The organism is Okeania sp. SIO1H4 (assembly GCF_010672695.1).
Lineage (GTDB): Bacteria > Cyanobacteriota > Cyanobacteriia > Cyanobacteriales > Microcoleaceae > Okeania > Okeania hirsuta.
This window is the reverse complement of record NZ_JAAHGB010000012.1, coordinates 198,463-219,228: the sequence shown is the minus strand read 5'-3', so window position 1 is coordinate 219,228 and position 20,766 is coordinate 198,463. Positions and strand designations below refer to the sequence as shown.

The 20,766-nt window shown below is 38.4% G+C and carries 10 protein-coding genes; 5 read left to right on the top strand and 5 right to left on the bottom strand.

All coding sequences use genetic code 11. The annotated features are described in order from the left end of the window. Nucleotides 1–117 precede the first annotated feature (117 nt). Nucleotides 118–885, bottom strand: a complete 768-nt coding sequence (locus F6K06_RS11845) for a ComF family protein (RefSeq protein ID WP_287241119.1) — start codon at nucleotides 883–885, stop codon at nucleotides 118–120. 356 nt (nucleotides 886–1,241) lie between these two features. Here F6K06_RS11845 and F6K06_RS11840 point away from each other — a divergent pair, with 356 nt between their 5' ends. Then, the gene (locus tag F6K06_RS11840) at nucleotides 1,242–3,719 is read left to right on the top strand and encodes a putative PEP-binding protein (protein WP_124146347.1); all 2,478 of its coding nucleotides are present in this window, start codon (nucleotides 1,242–1,244) and stop codon (nucleotides 3,717–3,719) included. Nucleotides 3,720–4,223: 504 nt separating this feature from the next. Here F6K06_RS11840 and F6K06_RS11835 read toward each other — a convergent pair. Further along, complete coding sequence (locus F6K06_RS11835; RefSeq protein WP_287308852.1) at nucleotides 4,224–4,391, bottom strand: hypothetical protein; 168 nt, start codon at nucleotides 4,389–4,391, stop codon at nucleotides 4,224–4,226. A gap of 105 nt (nucleotides 4,392–4,496) precedes the next feature. Here F6K06_RS11835 and F6K06_RS11830 point away from each other — a divergent pair, with 105 nt between their 5' ends. Beyond that, entirely contained in the window at nucleotides 4,497–4,703 is a 207-nt protein-coding gene (locus F6K06_RS11830; protein WP_287241117.1) for a hypothetical protein, read from the top strand. A gap of 141 nt (nucleotides 4,704–4,844) precedes the next feature. Here the strand turns inward: F6K06_RS11830 and F6K06_RS11825 are convergent, their stop codons facing one another. Both F6K06_RS11825 and pgsA read right to left on the bottom strand, forming a co-directional pair. Then, nucleotides 4,845–6,773, bottom strand: coding sequence for an ABC-F family ATP-binding cassette domain-containing protein (locus F6K06_RS11825; protein ID WP_124146348.1), 1,929 nt, complete (start codon nucleotides 6,771–6,773; stop codon nucleotides 4,845–4,847). Between the two features lie 710 nt (nucleotides 6,774–7,483). Next, on the bottom strand, nucleotides 7,484–8,002 hold the full coding sequence (gene pgsA / locus F6K06_RS11820) for a CDP-diacylglycerol--glycerol-3-phosphate 3-phosphatidyltransferase (RefSeq protein WP_287241113.1): 519 nt from the start codon (nucleotides 8,000–8,002) through the stop codon (nucleotides 7,484–7,486). A gap of 401 nt (nucleotides 8,003–8,403) precedes the next feature. Here pgsA and F6K06_RS11815 point away from each other — a divergent pair, with 401 nt between their 5' ends. The 3 genes from F6K06_RS11815 (at nucleotide 8,404) to F6K06_RS11805 (ending at nucleotide 12,881) form a co-directional block, all read left to right on the top strand. Then, a complete protein-coding gene (locus tag F6K06_RS11815; protein ID WP_124146350.1) occupies nucleotides 8,404–8,649 on the top strand; it encodes a hypothetical protein in 246 nt (81 codons plus the stop codon). Between the two features lie 552 nt (nucleotides 8,650–9,201). Next, a complete protein-coding gene (ggt, locus tag F6K06_RS11810; protein WP_287241110.1) occupies nucleotides 9,202–10,977 on the top strand; it encodes a gamma-glutamyltransferase in 1,776 nt (591 codons plus the stop codon). A gap of 317 nt (nucleotides 10,978–11,294) precedes the next feature. Continuing rightward, nucleotides 11,295–12,881 (top strand): NAD(P)/FAD-dependent oxidoreductase, encoded by a 1,587-nt coding sequence (locus F6K06_RS11805; protein ID WP_353734860.1) that lies wholly within the window; start codon nucleotides 11,295–11,297, stop codon nucleotides 12,879–12,881. A 336-nt stretch (nucleotides 12,882–13,217) separates the two neighbouring features. Here F6K06_RS11805 and F6K06_RS11800 read toward each other — a convergent pair whose 3' ends face one another. Continuing rightward, nucleotides 13,218–20,648 carry a LamG domain-containing protein gene (locus tag F6K06_RS11800; protein WP_287241109.1) on the bottom strand — a complete coding sequence of 2,477 codons (7,431 nt, stop codon included), beginning with the start codon at nucleotides 20,646–20,648 and terminating at the stop codon, nucleotides 13,218–13,220. Nucleotides 20,649–20,766 lie beyond the last annotated feature (118 nt).

The following is a 20,766-nucleotide window of genomic DNA, read 5'->3' as shown; positions in this document are numbered from 1 at the left end:
TTTCTGATACCAATTCACTTAAAAAATGTCACAAATAGTTGGTAACTGATGAAGTCAAATGAAGTCAAATAATAAGCTGAAATTACTGTATAGTAAAAGTTTTAAGTACCTAAAATATCACTTCTGACTTTTAACTTCTGACTTCTGACTTATGACTTTTGACTTTAGTGAAACGATATGAGGACTTGGTTTTCTAGTAGTCGCGATCGCTAAAACTCCCACAACTTTAATACCTGCTTTCTGCAAAACCTTAATTGCAGAATTCACCGTTGCACCTGTTGTATAAATATCATCTACTAACAACACTAAACTACGGGGACGACTCCTGCGGAAATCTTTCCCTACAGTAAAAGCATCCTTAACCGTTTTCAACCTCTCTCCCCTGGACAAACCAAATAATGCTTGGGTCTGCTTCACTCTTTCCAGGCCATTTCGCCGTAACTGCAAACCAGTCAATTCACAAAAGCTTTTTGCCAATAATTCCGCTTGATTAAAACCTCGCTCTTTCAGCTTTTTTTTGTGCATCGGAATGGGTACAACGACGATTTTGTCAAGAGTTGTTGTCCCTACTTGCCTTTTGGAAACTGGGGAATTTAACCATCCATCCGCTAACCAATGTCCCAAAGGTATTGCTATTTGTGGGTTATCCTGATATTTCATGGCAGCGATCGCTCGTTTGAGACTATCTTTATACTCGCCCCAGATAAATACTGGAATTTTTCCGGGAAATGTTTGTCCTCCATGAGGAAATTGACATTGCCAAACTTGTCTTTCGCAATATTTACAGAACTCTCTGTCTGCTGGTCTCTGACAAAGAGGACAGTTATACTTAAGAAATATATTCAGAAATGGTTTAAGTATTTTTTTCCAGAGAAATTTAATCATTGTGAAAACCTTTAAAAAGTCTAAAATATTAAATATAGCAATATAATTTTAGTTGTGAGATATTGTAGACTTTTGTTTTAGGGAATAGGGAATAGGAAATAGGGAAGAAATGAAGACATAAAGAATAACTATATTCTATGCTTTAAAGTAACACCTCAATTATCACATCTGATTCCTGATTGCTATAGTTTCTTATGTTTATCTGTTAATAATTTACTATTACTCTGATACAAAATTATTTACTGATAGAATTATAGAATTAGAGTTAGGTAAAAAGATGTTGGATACTGAGCAACTAGGTAAATCTAGAGACTACTATTACTTTTAACATTTGATGTCAGCAAATCAATAGTTTTGTGCATAAGTTTTACTGGCTAGATAAAATTAAATCCTCAGACTGGAAAACAGTGGGAGAAAGAGCTTTTTATTTAGCTCATCTCATGGAGCAAGGTTATCCAATTGTTTCTGGTTTTGTCATTCCGGCAAATAGTTTTTGGCAATTTTTACAATGTATTGATTGGTCTGACCCATTATTACTTGAATTCCCCAATTATGCCTTGCATTTTAATGTCAATAACTATCAGCAATTACAACAAATTTCTCAATCAATTAACTACAATATTGCATCTACTGATTTACCATCAGACTTATTTTTATCTCTAGAGTCTGCGATTAAAAATCTCAATGCCGAAGTATTAATTTTTCAGCTTGTCTTAGCATCTCCTCGCCTAAAAACTTTAGGCATATTAGAACCAATAATTTGTCAAGCTATACCGGAAGAGTTTGTCCCAGGAATTAAACAAGCTTGGGCAGAAATATTTAATGCTAAAAGTTTATTATATTGGCATAGTCAGCAAGTTGAAATTCCACAACTTCAACCAGTAGTTATAGTACAACCCATACAGTCAGCGATCGCTTCGGGAAATATTAAAGCTTTTACTAATAGTTGGGAAATTCAAGCAACTCATGGTTTAGGAGTATCTATTGAACTGGGACAAGTTATACCTGATTCTTATATTATTTCTGCTGAAAATTGCACCGTAGAAAACAAGAAATTAGGTAATAAAACTATCGTTTATAACCCTGATGCAAGAATTGTTAAAGTGAGCGATACAGATACATGGCAAGGAAATTATCATACTCAAATTCCTTTTCCCAAAACTTTAGCAGCACTGCAAATTTTTTTATTGCCAGAAAAAATACAAAAAGAATTTGTTTTAGAGGAAAAGCAATTACAATCATTAATTCAATTAACTCAGGGTATAGTCAATAGTATCGGTACTAATTTCGGAGTAAAATGGAGTTTTTCTCAAAGGTCTAATGATGCAAAAATTGAACTCTTAATCACAGATTTTGAAAGATTTCCACAAGAGGATAAAACTTTGGCAAAATTGCCACAATCAGCAAAAGAAGAAAAATCAATATCTATTCCTAATACTGAACATCCCATTATCAAAGGCATAGTAGCATCATCAGGAAAAGTAACAGCTAAAGCTATAGTTATTAAAAATATTCCTCCAGAAGTAGAAGAATTTCCTGACAGAGCAATTTTAGTTGTGCCTGTAATTATTCCGAGTTATTTACCATTACTGAAAAAAGTTTCTGGAATTATTTCTGAACAGGGTGGTATCACAAGTCATGCTGCAATTTTAGCTAGAGAAATTGGGATTCCTGCTATTGTCGGAGCAACTAATTCTACCAATATAATTAAAACAGGTGACTATTTATTAATTGACGGCAATAATGGGCAAATATATCTGGCAAAAGAAGATAAATATTATCCTCATAAACCTGACATACCAGTAGTAGAAAATTCTCTTAAAAATCAAAAATTACTGCCAATAGGAACTAAATTGTTCGTTAATCTCAGTCAAATTAATTCAATTAAAAAAGTTCAAGATTCACTGATAGATGGAGTAGGATTATTACGTTCAGAATTAATGGCTATTGAACTATTAGAAAATCATCATCCTTTATGGTGGATACAACAAGGCCGTCAATCAGAATTAGTCGGTCTAATGGTGAAGAAACTTAGTCAATTTGCCGCAGCTTTTACTCCAAAACCAGTCTTTTATCGTTCTCTTGATTTAGCATTATTTAACTCTAGCGATGGGGAAAAAGTATTTACTAAAACTCCAGAAGAATTTATAACTAATTATTCTGGAAACCAAGATAACCAGACCGAGGCAAATCTTCATAATCATCGGACTAATTATTCTAATCCTATACTAGGACGACATGGTACATTCAGTTATATGCTAGAACCAAGTTTACTAGATTTAGAAATAGATATTTTATCTCAAGTATATGAATTGGGTTATACTAACGTTCATTTAATCTTACCATTTGTACGTTCTGTAGAAGAATTTCAATTTTGTCAGAATCGCATTCAAACTCAATGGAAAAATCGACCCAATCATTTCCAAATTTGGATTATGGCAGAAGTACCATCAGTTTTATTCTTACTACCTGAATATGTCAAAGCTGGAGTTCGGGGTATTGCTATTGGTACTAATGATTTAACTCAATTATTGTTAGGTGTAGATCGAGAAGAAGAACAAATGGCAAGTGCTTTTGATACTCGTCAACCAGCAGTAATGAGAGCCATTCAACAATTAATTTCTCAGGCTAAAACTTCTGGTATTCCTTGTTCTATTTGTGGTGATGCTCCTGCTTTATATCCAGAAATAATAGATAATTTAATCCGGTGGGGTATTACTTCTATTTCTGTGAATGTTGATGCTGTGGATAAAACTTATAATTCAATTGCTCGTGCGGAACAACGTTTAATTTTAGAAGCAGCTCAAATTAATAATTTAGGTGGTAGGTTTTAGGTTTTAGGTTTTAGGTTTTTAGGTGATAGGTTTTAGATGGTAGATATATATTTTTTCAGCGCTGAAGTAGTCAGGAGAATTTGGTATATAGGAATTTTCCGACTCATCAACCATATTTACATCCCTGGTGAATTAGAACATTAAACCGATAAAGAAAAAGATAATTTTCAGATAAGGGGATATGAGGAGAGTCGGGAAAATATTAGAAGAAGGTGATAGGTGATATGTATATATTTTTTCAGCGCTGAAGAAGTAGTCAGAAAAATTTGGTCTATCAGAATTTTCCGACTGATAAACTACATTGATATTCCGGATAAAGTAGAACATTAAACCGATAAACAAAAAGATAATTTTCAGATAAGGGGAGATGAGGAAAGTCGGGAAAATATCAGAACAAGGTGCTAGGTAATAGGTATATATTTTTTCAGCGCTGAAGAAGTAGTCAGGATAATTTGGTTCGTGGGAATTTTCCGACTGATAAACCACATTTATATCCTGGGTGAACTAGAACATTAAACCGATAAAGAAAAAGATAATTTTCAGATAAGGCAACATGAGGAGAATCGGGAAAATATCAGAAGAAAGTACTAGGTGGTAGGTACATATTTTTTCAGCACTGAAGAAGTAGTCGGGAGAATTTGGTCTATCGGAATTTTCAGACTCATCAACCATATTTATATCCCTGGTGAATTAGAAAATTCAACCGATAAAGAAAAAGATAATTTTCAGATAAGGGGATATGAGGAGAATCGGGAAAATATCAGAAGAAAGTACTAGGTGGTAGGTATATATTTTTTCCGCGCTAAAGAAAGTCAGGAGAATTTGGTTTATCGGAATTTTCCGACTGATAAACCACATTTATATCCCTGGTTAGGTATATATTTTTTCCGCGCTGAAGAAGTAGTTAGAAGAATAAAGTTAGCATTTTGGGTAGACAAGTACAGAAAAATCAAGGGGAAAAATATCCGACTACCTCCTCTATAATTCCCATTTATTATAACTCTTAACTTCCCCTCCTGGGAGGAGGAGGGGCGAGGGGTGGGTTGACTCTTCCCCTCACTCATAAAACTTTTTCAGCAAACCCTAATTATTAATTATTAATTATTAATTAGTTTAACTATTCCTCTAAGAATTTATTTCTGCCAACTCTAACCACCTTTCTGTGGCAGTATCTATTTCTTTTTCTAAACTTTCTACTTTTTCATGGAGTTTTTGAACTTCACTTACTTCTCCTGGTGGTGCATTATAAAGTTCATTTTCAGTCTTTGCCTTCTCCGCTTCTAACTGAGCAATTTTTTTCTCTAAATTCTCATATTCTCGCTTTTCTTTTGACGATAATTTTCTTTGCCTATTCTTATCCCAAGAAACCCTTTCTGATTTTTTTTGCTTAACTGAAATTTCCTTAGACTTTTCTCCAACTGCCACAGCTTTTTTTGTTGCTGCTTCTACTTCTTTATAATCTATATAAAGAGAATAATTTCCTGGATACTGTCGTAAATTTCCTACTCCTTCAAAAGCAAAAATTCTATCTACAGTCCGGTCAAGAAAATAACGGTCGTGAGAAACAACTATTACACAACCATTAAACTCTTCCAGATACTCTTCTAAAACTGCCAAAGTTTGTACATCTAAATCATTAGTAGGTTCATCCAAAATCAAAACATTCGGCGCACTCATCAATACTTTCAACAGAAATAATCGTCTTTTTTCCCCTCCAGAAAGTTTATATACAGGAGCATATTGTTGATTACCAGGAAACAGAAATTTTTCCAACATTTGAGATGCACTAATTTGAGTACCATCCGCAGTTTCCACATACTCTGCCACATCTTTAATATAATCAATTACCCGTTGACTTTCATTCATAGCATCCAACAAATTTTCTGAATGTTGGTCAAAATATCCTATATGTATTGTCCCACCAATTTCTACTTTGCCAGAATCAGGTTTAACTCTACCTGTAATAATATCCATCAGGGTAGATTTTCCCACCCCATTACCACCAATAATTCCGACTCTATCTTCGGGAATAAATTCATAAGTAAAATCTTTAATTAGAGTTCTACTATCGTAGGATTTACAAACATTTTCTAACTCAATAACTTTTTTACCAATTCGACGACCAGGAGTAGAAATATCCACTTTTCCTAAAGCTTGTTTAAACTCAGTTCCTTGCATTTCTTCTATACGTTGAATCCTGGCTTTTTGTTTAGTGCTACGAGCTTTAGGTCCTCGCTTCAACCATTCTAATTCCCGGCGTAATATTCCTTGATGTTTACGTTGAGAACTAACTACTGATTCTTCAGCTAAAGCCTTCTTTTCTAAATAGTAAGAATAATTTCCAGTATAAGTAAAAAGGTCGCCCCGGTCTATTTCAATAATTTTATTAGTAACTCTGTCGAGAAAATAACGGTCGTGAGTAATTAATAAAATTCCTCCAGAAAAACTATTTAAGTAACTTTGCAACCATTCTACAGACATAGCATCTAGATGGTTTGTTGGCTCATCCATTAACAAAACATCAGGGTCAGAAAGTAAAGCTGCTGCTAAAGCAATACGTTTACGATAACCCCCAGATAAATTACCAACTTTGGCATCAAAATCTTGAATTCCTAATTTAGTGAGGATAATTTTTGCCTTAGTTTCTAATTCCCAAGCATTGGTATTATCCATGGCGTGAGTTACTTCAGAAAAACGCGCCATTAGTCGATCGTCTTCAGGGTGATGGGCTAATTTTTCCGATAATTCTTCATATTCTCGTACCAGTAACATTTGTTCTCCACTATCAGAAAAAACTTGTTCTAATACGGTGTTATTTTCATCTAAATCTGGTTGTTGTGGCAAATAAATAATTCTAGCATTTTGATTAATCAAAATTTGACCACCGTCTATAGGTTCTAAACCAGCAATCATTTTTAATAGGGTTGATTTTCCCGAACCATTTGTACCAATTAAACCAACTTTGTCATTAGCATCTAAACTGAAGTTAGCATCTCTTAAAACTTCTTTGATGCCAAAGTCTTTTTTTACTGATTGAAGTGTGAATATACTCATTTATTTAAGTTAAAAGTCAAAAGTTAATATTTTAAGTCAAAAGTCAAAAGTAAAAAGTCAAAAATTAATATGGCTACAGTCTTTTTAAGTTAAAAGTAAAAAGTCAAAAATTAACATGACTACAGTATTTTTAAATTAAAAGTAAAAAGTCAAAAATTAATTAGGAGAGATTGAAGTAATTATAGAATTATCAACATATATTATATAATCGGATTCTTTTTTTAAGTCAAAAGTCAAAAATTAACTTTTTAAGTCAAAAGTCAAAAATTAACTTTTTAAGTTAAAAGTCAAAAGTCAAAAATTAACATTGCTACACTCTTTTTAAGTCAAAAGTCAAAAATTAATTAGGAGAGATTGAAGTAATTATAGAATTATCAACATACATTATATAACCGGATTCTTTTTTTAAGTCAAAAGTAAAAAGTCAAAAATTAACATTGCTATACTCTAGCACCTACTACCTAAAACATACTTCAACTATTCATATATTTGGGAGTAGGGGAGTAGGGGAGTAGGGGAGTGGGAGAGTGGGGGAGATTGAAGTAATTTAAGAAATTATCAACATATAATATATAACCAGATTCTATATAATTTCGCGCCTTCTGACTTCTTAAAGAAGTAGGGGAAATTGAATATTAAAGTAATTACAGAATTATCAATATATATTATATAACCGGATTATATATAAAACCTACAACCTAAAACCTTCTTCAACTATTACTAACTTCTTGATTAGGCCATAAGTAAATTATTCCTGAAACTATTGTTAAAGCTACAGCTATCCAAAACATAATTATAGCCGGAGTTGCCCAAAATTCAGGTAAGGGGGCAATTAACAAAGAAATAGCAATAATTTGACTTACTGTTTTTAATTTTCCCCAAATATTAGCTCCTGAAATTTGTGTTTGATTAACACGCCAACCAGCTATAGTTAACTCCCTACCTAGAATTAAAAATACTCCCCATGCTGGTACTTTTCCTAATTCAATTAATCCTAATAAAGGTGCTAATACTAATAATTTATCTGCTAAAGGATCTAAAAATTTACCGAGGTCGCTGACTTGGTTAAGTTTTCGTGCTAAATAACCATCTAAAAAATCTGTAACTGAAGCAATTAAAAATATTACGAAACAGATCCAAAGATTCTGATTAGTAGGAGTTTTCAGAATGTAAAGAATCAAAGGTATTCCCAGAAGACGGGAAAAGGTAATCCAATTAGGTATATTCATAAATATTGTGGTAATTGTTAATTGTTAAAAAATTTGGCGTTGCTGAATTAGTGTTTGATATTAATCTTAATTCTTTAGGGGTCAGGAGGGAAGAAATAAGAAGAAAGAGTAGTAGAAGAGAAAGTTTTTGTTAGCGCTCTTATGCGGACAAGATATCATACCTCAAATAACCAACGCCAAAAAGTTTTATTTATTTAAAATTATTAAGTTAGGTTGTAGCTCAAAAAAAGTTATCTACCACCTAATATTTAGATGAAAAAGGGAATAGGGAATAGTTATTTGAAGATATATATTTCTTCCCACACTCCCCATCTCCCCATCTCCCCATACCCCCATCTCCCTTTATTCTTCCTTCTGTTATACAATTATTGAGATTAATTTCACTGATTCAAATTATAATTATGTCTGTATCAAAAGAAGAAGCAAAGCAATTATTAGAACGATTAATTTTTGACAAGGAACGTCCTAAAGATTGGGTGCAAGATGTTTGGGGAATGAGTCCCACTTTAGGAGAGACTGCCGCAAAGTTGCTAGATGTTTTTGATGTATTAATTACATCTTGTCCAGAGGCTGAATTGAATGATGTCCTGCAAACTTTCGATACAGAATTGAAAGAATTGTTTGATGAAGATAGTGAAGCATCCTAATTATTATTGAGATAAAAACGGTCATTTTTAAGAAAAGTAATTATTAATTATTAATTGTTGAATCAGGAACAGAATTATGGAATAATACTGAATCCTGTTTGAAAGCGTAACAGCTCTGCTGGATTTCTATCAGATGGCCTATTATACTAAACATTTTAGCTAACTTTTAGGCCAACGAGTCGCACATCTCATGCCAAAGGATAGTCTTGGTATTGAGAAGAGGTCAAAAATTGAATATAGCAGTGGAAGGAAAGGTTAAGACATATCAAAAGCTCAAAAACTCAAAACTCAGACGACCCAAGTCTTTTTCTTCTCTGGTAGATAACCAATAAACATCTCCAGAAAAGAGGGAATAGGGAATAGGGAATAGGTATGGAGGTGGAAATAACTGAGAATTTCTGTACAATAATTGATTTTATTTTTGATTTTTACCAGATGTCTAATTGCCTAAATAACTAAAGGTCTTCTTCCTTCTTCTTTCTTACTTCTTCTTTCTTACTTCTTCCTTCTTCCTTCTGCTATAAATTAGAATAAATTTTATATAATTGCTAAATGCTTCAGATTTCATTACTTAAAACGAAAAGCCAAATACTCTTATTCACTTGTCTCACTATTTCAATTTCACTATTTGGATGTACTCAAAACTCTCCAAAATCTGTAACACCTATAGCAGAATTAAAACGCAGTAAACAAAGTATAGTAGTATCAGCTCATCCCTTAGCCAGTGAAGCAGGAAAATTAATTCTGCAAAAAGGCGGAAATGCAGTAGATGCAGCCATTGCTACTGCCTTCGCTATTTCAGTAGTAGAGCCATTTTCCGCAGGTATTGGTGGGGGTGGTTTCTTGCTATTAGGAATTCCCCCAGAAAATCCTGAAACTCAGAAACAGTATAAAATTCAAGCATTAGATTTTCGGGAAAGAGCGCCCAAAGCAGCAACCCAAAATATGTACCTGAACTCACAAGGAGAAATAGAAAAAAGAGCAAGCTTAGATGGACATTTAGCAGTAGGAGTACCTGGAACTGTTGCGGGGTTATACACTGTTCATAAAAACTATGGGAAATTACCTTGGTCAGAATTATTACAACCAGCTATTAGTTATGCTCAGAATGGCTTTGAAGTAAGCGATCGCTTCGTGAATAGATTAGAAAGACGTTTAGAAGTAATCAACAAAAACGTCGCAGCAAGAGAAATATTTACAAAAGATGGAGAAGCATATCAGTCAGGAGACTTACTAATTCAAAACGATAAAGCTCAGACCCTAGAAACCATTGCCAAAAACCCACAAAGCTTTTATACAGGCAAAATTGCTCAAGCGGTCGCTAATGATATGGCTGCCAATGGAGGTTTAATCACATTAGAAGACTTAAAAAATTATACACCAATTTGGCGTCAACCTATCTGTGGTAACTTTCGACAAGCGGAAATTTGTGCCATGTCACCACCATCATCTGGGGGAGTTCATCTACTACAAATATTGAATATTGTCGGCGAAACTAACTTGCAAGAGTGGGGCAATAAAAATCCTGACACTATCCATTTACTGACTGAAGCAATGCGAGTTGCTTATGCTGATCGCTCCAAATATTTAGGAGATCCAGATTTTGTACAAGTACCTGTCAGAGAATTAACCAGTCCTAGTTATGCTCAACAACAACGTCAAAATATTAATCTCCAACAAGTCAGATCCTCCACTGAAGTACAACCCGCTTCACCAGAAACTCTAGAGCGTTATATTTGGGAATCTCCAGATACTACTCATTTAACCGTAGTGGATCGAGAGCGCAAAGTTGTTAGTATGACATATACAATTAATGGTAGCTTTGGTGCTGGAGTAGTAGCTGCTGGTACAGGAATATTATTAAATAATGAGATGGATGACTTTGCTGCTGCTCCAGGAGTACCAAACTTATATGGTCTAGTAGGAGGTGAGGCAAATGCGATCGCTCCAGGAAAAACCCCTTTGTCAAGTATGACTCCTACTATTGTGACACAGAATGGTCGGTTAATTATGGCAACTGGTTCTCCAGGAGGAAGTACAATTATTACTACAGTGTTGCAGGTAGTTTTAAATGTACTGGAGTATCAAATGAATGCTGCCGAAGCAGTATCTGCACCTCGTTTTCATCATCAATGGTTGCCAGATAGATTACTTTTGGAAACAGGGGGGTTTAGTGAAGCAACTGTGAATGAGTTGAAACAGCGAGGACATAATATTGTAATCCGTGATGGTTGGGGAAATGCAAATGTAGTTGTGGTGAATGAGAGTGGGGTGTTGGAAGCGGCAGCAGATCCTCGTGGAGAAGGAGAGGTGAGAGTGGGGGAGTAGGGGAGTAGAGAGGACGTGGGGAGGGGGAGACGCGGTGACGCGGGGAGTGGAGAGGATGCGGGGGTTTTCTTTAATGAATAGAGCGAGTAGATTGAATTAATTACTCAATTATACCAATTTGAAAAAAGAACGCTATAAAAAGTGCCTGTCATCGGATATGCTTAAAAATAGTAGCTCTCGTTCATTTTAGATAGTTATTTATATTGTTTTTGCCTTTTTTTCAATATTTATTCCTTCTTCCTTCTTCCTTCTTCCTCCTTTCTTTCCTCCTGACTCCTGACTCCTCACAACCGTTATTTATAAGTATTCAACCGGACATGATATTAACTAAAATCAAAGAAATTAAAAATTTACCAAAGAAAATGTCTCAAACTGATGTAATTGTAATCGGTAGTGGAATTGGTGGTCTAAGTTGTGCCGCTTTACTAGCGCGCTATGGTTTTAATGTCATAGTTTGCGAAAGTCACTCTATTGCTGGAGGTGCTGCTCATAGTTTTGAATATCAAGGCTATAAATTTGATTCTGGACCATCTTTACATTCTGGTCTATCCTATCGTCCCTCTACCAACCCACTAGCACAAGTTTTGGATGCTATCGGCGAAAAAGTCCCCTGTGTAACCTACGACACTTGGGGTTGTTGTTTGCCAGAAGGTGACTTTAATACCTCCGTAGGTGCAGACCAATTTTGTGATGTTCTCCAAAAATTGAGAGGAGAAAGTGCTGTAGCAGAATGGCGTCAACTCCAAAAAGTTATGGCTCCATTTGCAGAAGCAGCGATCGCTATTCCACCAGCTTCTCTCCGTTTTGACTTAGGAGCAATAATGACTATGGGGCAGTTTCTACCTGCTATGGCAAAACACATTTTCAACGTTGGTAAGTTAACAGGAGCGTTTTCCCAAATTATGGAAAATGTTGTGACAGATCCTTTTATTAATAACTGGCTTGACTTACTCTGTTTCCTACTTTCAGGTTTACCTGCAAATGGTACCAGTGCGGCCGAAGTTGCATTTATGTTTGCCGAATGGTACAAACCAGGAGTTGTACTTGACTATCCTATTGGTGGCAGTGGGGCAATAGTTGATGCCTTGGTGCGTGGGTTAAAACGTCACGGTGGTCAATTAATGTTGAATGCTCATGTGGAAGAGGTATTAGTTAAAAATGGGCGTGCTGTTGGCGTGGGTTTAAGAAATGGAACAGAAATTAGAGCAAAGGAAGCAGTAATATCCAATGCCTCTATTTGGGATACTTTAAAATTATTGCCAGAAAGTGCGGTGCCAAAATATTTTCGGGAACAACGACAAGAGACACCGGAATGTAATAGTTTCATGCACTTACATTTAGGTATTGATGCTACAGACATCAAACCAGACTTGGCGTGTCACCACATTATTGTCAATCATTGGAATGAGATAGATGCACCTCAAAATGTTGTGTTGGTATCCATTCCATCTTTGATAGATGCTACTGTTGCACCACCTGGTAAACACGTTATTCATGTTTATACTCCAGGAAATGAACCTTATAAATTTTGGCATGGTATGGATAGAAAGAGTCAAGAATATGCACAACAAAAACAACAACGAGCTGAGGTAATGTGGCAAGCATTGGAGCGGGTCATACCTGATGTCCGTTCTCGTTGTGAAGTCACATTGGTCGGTACTCCACTAACTCACGAACGTTTTCTCCACCGTCACCGAGGAACTTACGGACCTGCAATTCGTTCCGGGGAGAGTTTGTTTCCTGGACCAAATACACCTTTACCAGGATTATTGTGTTGTGGTGACTCTACTTTTCCTGGAATAGGTTTGCCTGCAGTGGCAGTTAGTGGGATGATAGCAGCAAATACTCTTGCACCTGTTTCTCAGCATTGGAAAATGTTGGAAAGTTTGGGGTATGTCCGGTAGGATTGGTATTGTAAGCGGAAAGTAAGGAAGAAGCAAGAGGGAAGAAGTAGGAAAGCTGAAGATCTGGTAGAGAACAACATCCAATATTTCTCTTTTGCCCCCCGAACGTGGGTTTATATAAAATCCGGTTATACAGTTATCGCACTTTCTACTTCCATGGGATGCAGACATAAAATGCCTACTTATCCCCAGATAATTCCAACTCTCATCCTTTCTTCCTATTGACTCCTGACTCCCTTAGAAAGATCCCAAATGGGTTCTATATTACCGTAGAATAGACCTCCCCCGAAAAAAATAACTCTCCGATTAATAATTGAATGGACAAAGTTATTTCTTCTAAGTGCTAAAATATGCTTTCATATAAGATAATACGGTTATTTTAATACGCGCTAAATCCTTCGCTTCTATACTGTTGAGGTCTTTTGCAGCATTGCTTAGAAAATCGCCCCACCACGGGATATGATGGACCAAAGCATAATTATAATTACCGACTAAGACTTCTGTCACTGCGTTCCCAATATCTTCAGGGCTATAAGGTTCCGTTTTCTCAAGAGCTGTCAATACATCATTGACCAGTTGAATTAAAAGGGCGTTTTGGGGCGCATCAATTACTGAACGTTTCTTTTGAACTGCCGTATCATCTGGGGTTTGGTTAAAAGCAGGAGGAACTCGGCTAACGTAGGTAACCCGGTGCAATACACGCCAAACATGATTTGCAGAGGCCCTGGCTTGGCGTAGCGCAAAGGCATCGTTGCTATCACTGGTAAGTAACCAATTGGGGTCGATAACAGTCTCAAAAAATTCATTAAAGTGGTCGCGATCGGGTGCTAAGTAAAAACTCTTAAAACGATAAGCATCTACTTTACCCGGCTCTGCTGCACCATTATTTTCCGGCTCTGATTCCTTCGGCAACCATTTGGCCAGAAATGCCTCTGTATCGTTTTTGATAGCCAAACCAAAATCACGCCCTTCTGCTTTCTGTTTAGTGACATTGGTTTGGATGTGACCACCCAATAACGCATTTGCCTCCATATAAACACCAAAGCCAAAAAATGCCCCGGTAAGGTTTGCTGAGATGCCAGCCATTCCTTGAAATGAATAGCTACCAGAGTGAGATTCCTGGCGACTAGCCATTGTTTGCTCCTGCTCGGCAAACAAGCCTCCGCCAGCAGTCCAAACATAGGTATTAACCAAATTACGCTTGCTACGATTATTTTCCCAATCGTATTCGGCATCGGTTTCAGATTGAATAGTGGATTCTGGATCAACAGGATCGCCCTCGGTAAAATGAGTGGTATCCTGACGGCGTCCCTTTTTACCGGCATCAAATGCCTGATAGTCTGCTTCAATTGATGCCTCATGAGCCTCAATCTGTTGCTCTAAGTCCTGTGCAGCATAGGGTTTGAAGTAACTACCGCGCTGGATGTTTGCCTCTGGATAGTCATCATCGGTGTTGAAACCTTGCATACCATCGAGCGTACCTTGTTTTGTATACAAGGGGTTAATGGGAAACAGAATAATATTAAAGTCTTCAGCAATGCGCGGATCGGGTGCCATTTGAATACCAATCAGCGTATTGGTACGTTCAAGTCGAAGTGCATAAACATTCGCAACTCCGGATTTCACTAATGCGTAGCCCAAATTGTCCATCAGGTAATGACGTTCTAATTTGCTATCTTTTGGCATAGGCTCCCAATTGCCGCCAACCTCAATATAACTGGTTAAAGAATACTTTGTTCCGATACTGGTTTGTGCGCTTTCAAGAAAACCCAAGCTATATGAAAAATTAGTGCTCAAACCAGCCTTATTTGTAACCTCTAAAGCTTCTTGCTCGACGCCTAGTCCTAATGGAGCAGTTACGTTCTTTAGCTCCTTTTTTCCTACAAATCCAACATTGAACCCAAATGAAGAATCAAACCCTGTGTCTTTTTGCGCACTGTAGCTATAGCTGACATCCTCATCTTCGGTCAGGGTAACAGAGGCTATTCCCATATAGGCTTGGTAGCGAGGAATACTTCTGTAGTATGGGCGGGTCAAGTTCTCGCCGGGTACTGGGGGAGGCCCTTCGATATAACCTATTAATGTTGGATTTGATTGCGCTTGACCAATAAACGTTAAGCTGGCATCGCCCACTTTAAACCCTGGCAAAATCGACAATGCTTTTGTTGCACTATTAATGTAGGCATAAAGCCGCCGCAGTACCCCTCGGGTGATCCCGTCTGCATCCACATAAAGTGCGCCATACTCTGAAGCTGAAATGGAGGTTGTGGCAAGTCCCTGTTGTGCGCGGGTGGTGGGGCCATGCAGCAGGTTTTTGATCTGCGGCGCTTCATTTCCGATTGGGCTACTGTATTCACCTTCACCGGGTTGCCACCAAAATAGTGTAAGGTTACTGTTGATCAGCGTAGCGTAATTGCCATAACCACTGCGATCGCTAATAATATTGCCACTGCCAACACTAATGGGCCAGTAACCCATCAGGTTATCTTCATTCCCAGATAATTCTAGGTGCATATTATCATTAATTTCGTCGGCACTACGGGGAACGTTCCATAGCCTTAACTCGTCCATTTGCCCTTGGAATATTTCTGTCGGCCAGCTCTTTGCTGGATCGGGATAACTGCCTACAAATCCAATAGCGAATTGTCTGGTGCCGTAATTGTTGTCTTGAACTTGGTTCGCTAAGATCGGTTGAGTAGCAACTTCCTTGCCATTGAGATAGATCGCAAACTCTGTTGACAGTCGAGAAGTTGTCCACATCGTCACGCTGTCCAGTGTTGCGTCATGTTCGCCCACTGAGTCTTTTAGTGTTGTACCTTGTCCTTCGTTACAGCGCCAGTGGGCTTCCAAACCCTCTTGTAGAGCTGCTGGAGGGGTTGTGTATTGGCTTGGCTGCACAAAATCCGAACTGATATCTCTGGACCACATGCGTAAGTCCGCTATCTTACCGACAAAATATTGTAGCGGCGCATTTGGGTTCTGCGGACTCGGCTCCGCTGCGTTGCTACCGATTGTAATAGGGTTTGTTGTAGGAAGAATTTTAAATGTTTTGTTGTCTGGTAGGTTATCATTAAATTGCTGAATTTCGATGTCTCCAACTACGTTTCTATCAAGGCGAGCCAATGCCAAATGAACTAACAACTTATTTGTGGTCGTCCTACTGGAACTCTCGACCGTTGCAGTATTGGGTGTGCCAGCAGGAGCATCAGGATATGACTGGGTAAATGTTACCTCGCCAGTTTCATTATTAGAAATGAGCTGAAAACTGAGTCCGAAATAATAGGGCTTGCCTACCTCAATTTGCGTCTGTAAGCTAAAACCAAAACCATTTTTATCACCATCATTATCAATTAACCAGCCCGCAAATGTTAGTTTGCCATTTACAATAGCCAGAGCGTAAGAGTAATTCTGAGCATCGTTATCCCCCTTTGCAACTAGATACTTAGCATTACCTTCTAGATCATCGGCTATAAACCTGCCGTCGATACTCAATACCTGTTCAAATTCAAAATCTTCGCTGTCGTTGACAACTGCCGCCTTCTTATCACCAAATTGCACTGCCTGATTATTTGAACAGACAGCAGCTACATGAGTCCAATTATTTTGCATACTTTCCAAAACATCAGGAGTGGTGTCGGTTTTTGCAAATGATGAACCAGCGCCGCAGAAGAAGAAGGGCTGCCATGGCTTCTCCCATGGTTCGATAGTTATTTCAGACGACAAGTTTATTGTTAGCTCTTTCCCATTGGGAGCAAGGTTTGGCAACTTTGTATCGGTCAAGTTAGAGGGTGTCCAGTAACCGAATAGATAAGCGTTTGGTATAGTTGCCGTAATTGGGTTAGACCAATAAAGTGAGTTAAGTTGATCGTCGGTGAGAAACTCAGACCACAATGCTAGATTAGAAATACTTTGTTTAATATTAGTAAAAGGCATCGATTTGCCTATCCATCCAATAGTTAATTGCTCTATTATGGTAAAATTAGACTCCAGACTAGCTATGTTGATACTTTTTGAGCTAAATTCAGGATCATCCTTGTGCCGCCAGGAGATTTTCAAGGGATTGGAATTTTTTAAGTCTATTTCCAAGGAGATAAAATACCATCCTGGGGTCAAACGAACATCCTTTATTATATCACCAGAATTAGGGCCATTAATAATCTCCTGAAAGATGACCCAAAACAACTTATTTTCTCCATCTACAGCAAATATCTGGAATCCAAGTGTAATTGATAGTGTATCTGATGATTCCCTTTGTCTTAAGCTAAACAAAGTAACAATAGACGAATTTACTCTATCTTGACTACCCATGGGGAAAGGCTGCCACCAGCACGTCAATGTAACTCTATCGTGCGCTCCTAATTCACCTTTTCCAGAAGCTTCTGGAGAATTTTGCGGTATGCTTAGCGCCAGCGCTTTCTCCTCCACCCCAAATCCAACTGTATATTGTGTATCAGTTGCTGGCGCGTTGACGTTTAATAATCTCTGTTTTTCCGATAGCTCTGTTTGTCTAATCCAACTCTCATAAGTAAAATCCCCTGGAATCTGCAACACCTCCTGATTCGGTGTATCGCCCCAAGGAATAATTGCCTGGTTTTTTGTAAAGTCACCCATGGTAGTGGGAGGAGTGGGAACCCAGCCACCAAAATTGCCTGCCTGTGTTTGAATGCCGTTCATCGGCATAATGTGAATGGGGCGACCATCTTCTGGAGGATCATAGGGCATCACCTGAAAGAACACTGATGCTGTTGAATTATTGTTATCAATAGAGAGGTGGCGTGTGAGTTCTTGCTTGGGGCTGGTTTGATAGATACCAGCCATGACATTGCCAGCAACCGAATGCCCAACAATATTAAAAAATGGGGCAAGAGCAGGGGTTTCCTCCACCAACTCCCCTTGACCAATACGTTCGCCTGTATTTGCTGCCACCACAACAAAATGGCGTCGAATGTCTTCTCCGGTGGTTGGCGCTTCGGTGTTTAGATGATTCACAAACTGAGCTGGTGCAGTAGGCACGTTTTGCAATTGCTCTGTGTTGGTGCGATCTCTCCAAGTGATTTCAATTTCAACGCTGCACGTTGTCAAATCACCGGTCGAAAATTCAACCGTTACAGTAAAGGTTTCAATTTCAGGGGCATAAACAAAATACAATTGCCCAGTGATTGTAGGCAATTTAACCAGCTTTGCGCCGCTCAATTCAATGATTGCGCTGCCAGCCCCCATTAAATCACGGACAAAGCTCGGGGCATTGGGGTTAAGGGGTTTTATGGTCAGAAGGGGGGTGAAGGAACGATCAATGCCTTCGGACGACACTGGCTTCATTTCGACACTTAGGTTTGTACCATCTTCATCTTCACCTACTGTAGCCTTGGTAAGCTGTAATGCTGAGGGAAATTCAGCATCACGGGCAACCACCAACAAAATAGGTAACCCCTCCCTTGTAGGGATCTCAATCGCTTGCCGTGTGCCAGAGTAATCGTAATAGGGGATGTTGCCACGCTGAACATCTGGATTTAACGGATCATCACTGGCCAGACCGTTGATTACCTGTGCAAATTCTGGCAATGCGCGCGGGACTGCGGTAAACTCTTCGGAATCAGTGAGCGGTGCTGGGGCTTCAAAAGTAACATCTACCAGTTCCTCGTTACCCACAACCGCTGTAACGCTCACCACCGGTTTGGGTGCATTAGGATCTAAGCTTGGCTGGTTTAAATTTGGCCCAGTTTCGTGAGCAAAAAGTTGTACCGTACCTGTTATTTCTTCATGGTCAACTGCTGTCCAATTGAGGCTATATTTCGCGCGGGAAACGGCGGTGTCGTATTGCAATGCGCCCAATATAGATTGCTCCCCTCGCGTCACACCCATGTACAGATGGACTAAGCCATCGGCACCGCTCAACAAGGTAGGGTGGGTGAATGTGTCGCCTTTGGTAAAATCTAACAACCCCATACCTGTAGACAGTCCTTTGAATTGGGGGATAACATCTGGACCTTCGGGTGGATCAACCGGGGCAGTTTTGGTTGTCCAACGTGCCCCGTATACAATGCCATCGACTTTTGATTGCGATGAATCGACTGCAATAGAAGGCTTGTCAGAAAAGGCATCGTCAAACTTCCAGTAACCAATGAGTGTTTCTTTAGACGTGGGATCAGAAAGTTCTTGATACATATTATTGACAATATCATCGTCATTGCGTTTCACATCCCAGAATCGAATTTCATCAAGAGATCCAACCCAATTTGTTTCTTGCTCCCCAACTTTTTGACCAAGATTAATTGCTCCCCTCGCGTCAATGTTTGGCGAGCTAATACTGTGGGGATGGATATACTCTTGTTCACCACGATTTTTGCCGTCGATCACAAAGGAGGCAGACATTGATGCAGTATCAGCATGATTATCATATCTTCCAAATTTGTATCGCACAGCAATGTAGTGCCACTGAGACAACGAAGGTGAAGGAGTAGAAATTGTAAATTTGTAGGTCTCAATATCCTGGTTTTTTGTTTCACGAAGTGAAAACGTCGCTTCGAGTAAATTTTTTTCAACATCCCAGCTCAGATCAAACCCGGATTTCTGTAGCTCATCTTCCCCTGTTCCGACTGCACGACTTATGATCGTACCACTACCACTAGCCCCTTCATTTTTTACCCAACATTCAAAAGTAAATTCCTCGTCTGTAGTCTTATGAAAAGGGATATCAACATAGGCATTACCATCAAAATGCAGTGCGGTATTAGCTTCTTTGATTGCTTTTATCTCTAGATAAAGCTCTCCGTCTTCTTCCACTGTTGGAATAATAGGTAAGCCGTTGTCAGCCAGAGAAAAGTCGATCGCCACCAGCGTTTCTGTATCGTCCTCATCTACCTGAGCTTTATTCGATAACATAACCCTAGGACTGGTGATATTAGGTTTGCTCGGATCATCGGACTCTTCTTGTCTTCGGAAATAAAGCGATGCTGGTTGACGCCCCATTAATTTTACTTTTTTAGCATCAGTGGGGCTAACCCTTTCCCTTAGACTAAAGAGCGGTAGTGCGTAGTCTTTAGTCCGCAAATCCGGCCAACCGTCTGTGTTGCGCAAAAACGAGTAAGCTTGAATTTGGTCATCGCTATTGCCTGTAAAAAACAACCAACGACGGGTACTGCCTTGATCAGAAGGTGTCAGTATTACCGTAAACCAGCCTTTATGGGGGTTAATCTCTGAAAAAAACATCAGAGGTTCTTGGAAAAACTCCCCATCAAGGTCTTTGTATGATGGCTTATCTAGGTCATTGTCTGGAGTATCTTTCAACCTGCTTATCTGGTAGCGGGATTCTGTTTTTGGTATCAACAGATAGTCGATTTTGCCACCTTCGGTTTCATCGGGTGTTGGTACTAACAAATACCGGTTTGCATAGAGCAAAGTGCTACCCGTGGTGTCATTTATTTTCGCTATGGCCCGAAATATATAGAGATAGGTATCATCAGAAATAACCACCCAGTTACCCGGCTGTTTAGTATCAACATCCACCGATTCATCATCCAGGGCGATCAGTTGGAGTCCATTACCTCGTACCATGGTTGGGAATTCCAAATCGCGAAAAAGGGTATCATTATTTTCTGTGTTGGCGCTCTCATCATAAACGCTATAAACTAGCTTTTTACTTACATCATTGTTAGCTCTTCCATTTTTGACTGATACTTCACCAATTAATAGAGTGTTCCCTTGATGAACAATAGTTCGTATTTCTTGAAATTCGTATTTAGATGCAGGTGTAGGTACTATAGACATTTTATAACTAAAAAAAATTAATAAATTACATAATTTATGATAAAATTTTACTCTAAATCATTCTAAAACGAAGCATTAAGAAGCATTACGTAAAGAATCGTATTAAAAATTTATCAAA

Bases quoted from the DNA above. Each gene is read 5' to 3' on its own strand.
- F6K06_RS11845 (WP_287241119.1), bottom strand. From the start codon at position 885: ATGATTAAATTTCTCTGGAAAAAAATACTTAAACCATTTCTGAATATA.
- ggt (WP_287241110.1), top strand. From the start codon at position 9,202: ATGCTTCAGATTTCATTACTTAAAACGAAAAGCCAAATACTCTTATTC.
- F6K06_RS11815 (WP_124146350.1), top strand. From the start codon at position 8,404: ATGTCTGTATCAAAAGAAGAAGCAAAGCAATTATTAGAACGATTAATT.
- pgsA (WP_287241113.1), bottom strand. From the start codon at position 8,002: ATGAATATACCTAATTGGATTACCTTTTCCCGTCTTCTGGGAATACCT.
- F6K06_RS11805 (WP_353734860.1), top strand. From the start codon at position 11,295: ATGATATTAACTAAAATCAAAGAAATTAAAAATTTACCAAAGAAAATG.
- F6K06_RS11800 (WP_287241109.1), bottom strand. From the start codon at position 20,648: ATGTCTATAGTACCTACACCTGCATCTAAATACGAATTTCAAGAAATA.
- F6K06_RS11825 (WP_124146348.1), bottom strand. From the start codon at position 6,773: ATGAGTATATTCACACTTCAATCAGTAAAAAAAGACTTTGGCATCAAA.
- F6K06_RS11835 (WP_287308852.1), bottom strand. From the start codon at position 4,391: ATGGTTGATGAGTCTGAAAATTCCGATAGACCAAATTCTCCCGACTAC.